The sequence below is a fragment of the Bradyrhizobium sp. genome (assembly GCF_028868675.1).
GTDB lineage: Bacteria > Pseudomonadota > Alphaproteobacteria > Rhizobiales > Xanthobacteraceae > Bradyrhizobium.
The window spans coordinates 1-3274 of the sequence record NZ_JAGWUA010000326.1 but is presented as its reverse complement, the minus strand read 5'-3'; the positions used below and the strand labels follow the sequence as shown (position 1 = coordinate 3274).

Here is a 3274-nt window from a genome sequence, read left to right as displayed (position 1 = left end):
CGTGATCGGCGAGCTTCTCCAGCATCGAGAAGCGGGCTTCTTTCTCGCGATCGAGATTGCCGCCTTCGAGCGCGACCACTTCAGACGCCTTGTGCTCGCGATAGACGAAGGCGCGCTCGAGCGCGAGATCGACGAAGCCTTCGATCAGTTCGCCGTTCCAGATCGGAATCTGGCGCAGCACCAGCGGCACGCGGGACGCCGGCTGCAGGGTCGCGAGCGTCTCGCGAATGCGCTTGGTGGCGCGATCGATCTTGTTGAGGAACAGGAAGCGGGGAACCTTCAGCTCCTCCAGCTCCCGCAGAATGATCTGGAGCTGCGGCAGCTTCTTCTCGTCGGCTTCGCAGACCACGACCGCGGCGTCGACCGCGGGCAGCGTGGCGCGCATGTCGTGGAAGAACTCGACGGAGCCGGGACAATCGATGAAGGTATAGCTGTCGCCCATGAAACTGGTGGTGGCGGCCGTCAGGCCGACGGTCATCTTGTGATGGCGGGCCTCGGGACTGGCGTCGCCGACCGAGGTTCCGGCGTCGACGCTGCCGGCGCGCGGGATCGCGCCCGTTCGCGCCAATATCGCTTCAAGAAGTGTGGTTTTACCGCTTTGGAAAGGGCCCACCAGTGCAATGCACCGTGGACCGCGGGGACTTCTGACGTCTTGTCCCATTGCCGTCTCCTTCATCTGGAGCTCGGCCCGTGATTGGGTCGGCAATGACCGATGCTCTGCCCGTCCTCCCCTTTTGGCAAGCGCGAAACGTCGCTGCGGCGCATCGTCCTTCGGATCATGTCGATATCCGGCAAGAACGCGCCATTGCGACGCGTTTGCCGCGATCGGCCGTGGGCGTCAGCGCCCCGGACGCAGTTCCAGGCTCTCCAGCCCGGCGGCGACGTTGAGGCCGACCTGACCCTGCACGCTGAGGGGCTGCAGCGCGATCGAATTGTTGGAGCCGCCGACCAGCACGTTGCCACCGAGGCCGACGCCGATCGATGCGCTGCCGTGCGCACCGGCGTAGTTGCCGGCGAGATCGCCCGGCCCGAGCCGGTCCACCGGCGCGAACACGCCCCAGGCGAGCGCGGTCTCCTGGGTGATGCCGATGTCGAGCCCGACCTTGCGGATGGTGGCGACGTAGCGGTCCTCCGGCATGGCGTCGGCGCGCAGCACGCAGCCGAGATTGGTCACCGAGCCCACGATGAAACCGACGCTGGCGCCGCCGCGACATTCCAGCACCCCGATCCGCACCATCCTCTGCTGTGCGTCGGCGCCGGCAATGGAGGCAACGAGGCCGGCTGCGGCAAGCGCGGCAAGGACCAGGGAACGGCGCATGGAAAATCTCCGGCTGAAATCGTGATGCGGGCAGGACGGCACCGCGATCGCGGCGCGCGACGTTCTATGCCACAACAATCTGCGCCGTACCAGATTGCGCGCGGCCACGAAAAAGGCCCGCGCGAGGCGGGCCTTTTCCGTTGCAGCCGACCGCCTTAGCGCAGGTTGCCGCAGAAGCGCTGGATGCGCTTGCAGGCGTCCTCGAGGTCGGAGGTCTTGGTCGCATAGGAGATGCGGAAGGCGGGGCCCAGGCCGAAGGCCGAGCCCTGCACCACGGCGACGCCCTCGCTCTCCAGGAGCTCGGTCACGAACTCCTCGTCGTTGGAGATCTTCTTGCCCGACGGCGCGGTCTTGCCGATCGTACCGGCGCAGGAGGGATAGACGTAGAACGCACCCTCGGGGCGCGGGCAGTCGATGCCGCTGGCCTGGTTGAGCATGGAGACCACGAGGTCGCGCCGCTCCTTGAACGCCTTGTTGTTCTGCGGAATGAAGTCCTGTGGACCGTTGAGCGCCTCCACCGACGCCCATTGCGCGATCGAGCAAGGGTTCGAGGTCGACTGCGACTGGATGGTCGCCATCGCCTTGATGAGCTGCGCCGGGCCGCCGGCATAGCCGATGCGCCAGCCGGTCATGCAATAGGCCTTGGAGACGCCGTTCACGGTCAGCGTGCGGTCGAACAGCTTCGGCTCGATCTGCGCCGGCGTGGTGAACTGGAAGTCGTCGTAGACCAGATGCTCGTACATGTCGTCGGTCATCACCCAGACCTGCGGATGCCTGACCAGCACGTCGGCCAGCGCCTTGAGCTCGGCGCGGGTATAGGCCGCACCGGTCGGGTTCGACGGCGAGTTGAGGATGATCCACTTGGTCTTCGGCGTGATTGCGCGCTCCAGCGCGTCGGGCTGCAGCTTGAAGCCGGTCGCGGCGGTGCAGACCACCGGCACGGACTCGCCGCCGGCGAGCGCCACCATCTCGGGATAGCTGACCCAGTAGGGCGCTGGGATGATCACCTCGTCGCCCGGATTGATGGTCGCCATCAGCGCGTTGTAGAGCACCTGCTTGCCGCCGGTGCCGACGATGACCTGGTTCGGCTTGTAGACGAGGCCGTTCTCGCGCTGGAACTTGGCGATGATCGCCTCCTTCAGCTCGGGAATGCCGTCCACCGCGGTGTATTTGGTCTTGCCGGCCTCGATGGCGCGGATCGCCGCCAGCTTGATGTTGGCCGGCGTGTCGAAGTCGGGTTCGCCGGCGCCGAGGCCGATGACGTTGCGGCCCGCCGCTTTCAGCGCGCGTGCCTTGTCCGTGACCGCGATGGTCGCGGACGGCTTCACACGGTCAAGCGCAGCGGCAAGGAAGGACATCATCATCTCCTGGCAAACGTCGTGAACCGATCGCTGGTCACGACTCCGATTGTGGGAATGATGCACCCTAGGACGGGTGCCGCTGCACCGCAAGAAGCTTCGTCCCGCACGGCAGGATTTGCGGATTCGGAGCGCTCGCGCGCCAGGCATTCGCGCAACATTCATAAAACTTCGCGGCAAAATGGCTCATATCCGGCAAGCCCTCTGATTGCGCGTCCCCGGCGGGCGGCATCTGGCAACCTCGCTCGACGATCCGTCATCCCGCATGCCAATCGCCGCCGACGCGGCACGAGCCGCCGCTGCCCGCCGACAGGCGCGCGAGAGTCGCGCAAGCGTGATCCGATTTGTCCCGCCGTGTTGAATGGCTTTCCGCATGGTTGCAGTGCGGCAGAGGTTTTCGACCTTTTGCAACCGCCGGGTCTTGCGGCCGATTCACAACCGCATCATTGTTTAGCCGCGTTGGCGGGCGACAAGCCGCGCAGCCGTTCCCTCCAGGATTCGACCCTTCAGAATGTACAAGCTCTATTCGATGCAACGCTCGGGCAACAGCTACAAGGTCCGCCTTGCGCTGGCGCTGCTGAACGTGCCCTATCAAGCG

General features: G+C 65.6%; 3 protein-coding genes and 1 pseudogene. 1 reads left to right on the top strand and 3 read right to left on the bottom strand.

The features are described from left to right. From KGM94_RS24530 to KGM94_RS24520, 3 genes are all read right to left on the bottom strand, one after another. A partial coding sequence (locus tag KGM94_RS24530) for a GTP-binding protein (protein WP_300265112.1) occupies nucleotides 1-661 on the bottom strand: 661 nt, incomplete at its 3' end. 177 nt (nucleotides 662-838) lie between these two features. After that, nucleotides 839-1318 (bottom strand): DUF992 domain-containing protein, encoded by a 480-nt coding sequence (locus tag KGM94_RS24525; protein WP_300265109.1) that lies wholly within the window; start codon nucleotides 1316-1318, stop codon nucleotides 839-841. Nucleotides 1319-1473: 155 nt separating this feature from the next. Then, complete coding sequence (locus tag KGM94_RS24520) at nucleotides 1474-2676, bottom strand: pyridoxal phosphate-dependent aminotransferase (RefSeq protein ID WP_300265106.1); 1203 nt, start codon at nucleotides 2674-2676, stop codon at nucleotides 1474-1476. A 511-nt stretch (nucleotides 2677-3187) separates the two neighbouring features. Here KGM94_RS24520 and KGM94_RS24515 point away from each other — a divergent pair. Continuing rightward, nucleotides 3188-3274, top strand: a pseudogene (locus KGM94_RS24515) (glutathione S-transferase family protein); the annotation flags it as partial.